The sequence below is a fragment of the Lysobacter sp. 05T417 genome (assembly GCF_056396405.1).
The window spans coordinates 1-526 of the sequence record NZ_JBFTLK010000028.1 but is presented as its reverse complement, the minus strand read 5'-3'; the positions used below and the strand labels follow the sequence as shown (position 1 = coordinate 526).

Sequence of the window (526 nt, the reverse complement as noted above, 5' to 3'; positions counted from 1 at the left end):
CGGGAATTTGCTGTGAGCGCATCAGATCGATGCTATCGAAACCCTTGAGCAGGGCAACTGCCCAAAGAGTCGCGACTACCAGCGCAAGGATGTGAGTGCCTTTCATGCTGCGGAACGTGCTCATGCGGCCTAACGCCTGAGTTAAGCCGCACCGCGGAGCGGTGTCGGCTTGAATGAATTGTTAGGCCGCGTCACTGATCTGCTCCAAGGCGAGATGCTTCTTGGCTTCGTTGCCCGTGACGACCAACTCTAAGAGAATGGCCTTACCGTTGTTGGTGGGTACTCGAACCTCAATGAGGGCGAATAGCCCAGTATCGTTGGGCCTGAAATAGCCGACTTGCGGAGCTTGAGCGTCTGCTGGCGCTAGGCTGGTTGCACCGACTGAAGCAAGGGACAACGCCAAGTCTCTTTGGATCACACTCGCCGGATGCTCGTCATACGCCAGGGCGTACCCAAAGCGCTCTGCCAAGGCAGAAATATTGCCATTGGCAAGGAGTTGAAGTGCCTCGGCACCGTACGCGGCCAA

The 526-nt window shown here is 56.8% G+C and carries 1 protein-coding gene; it reads right to left on the bottom strand.

Going from position 1 to position 526, the window contains the following annotated elements; all coding sequences use genetic code 11:
- Window positions 1–181: 181 nt before the first annotated feature.
- On the bottom strand, window positions 182–526 hold a 345-nt coding region (locus tag AC1DER_RS17235), incomplete at its 5' end, for a hypothetical protein (protein ID WP_477358225.1).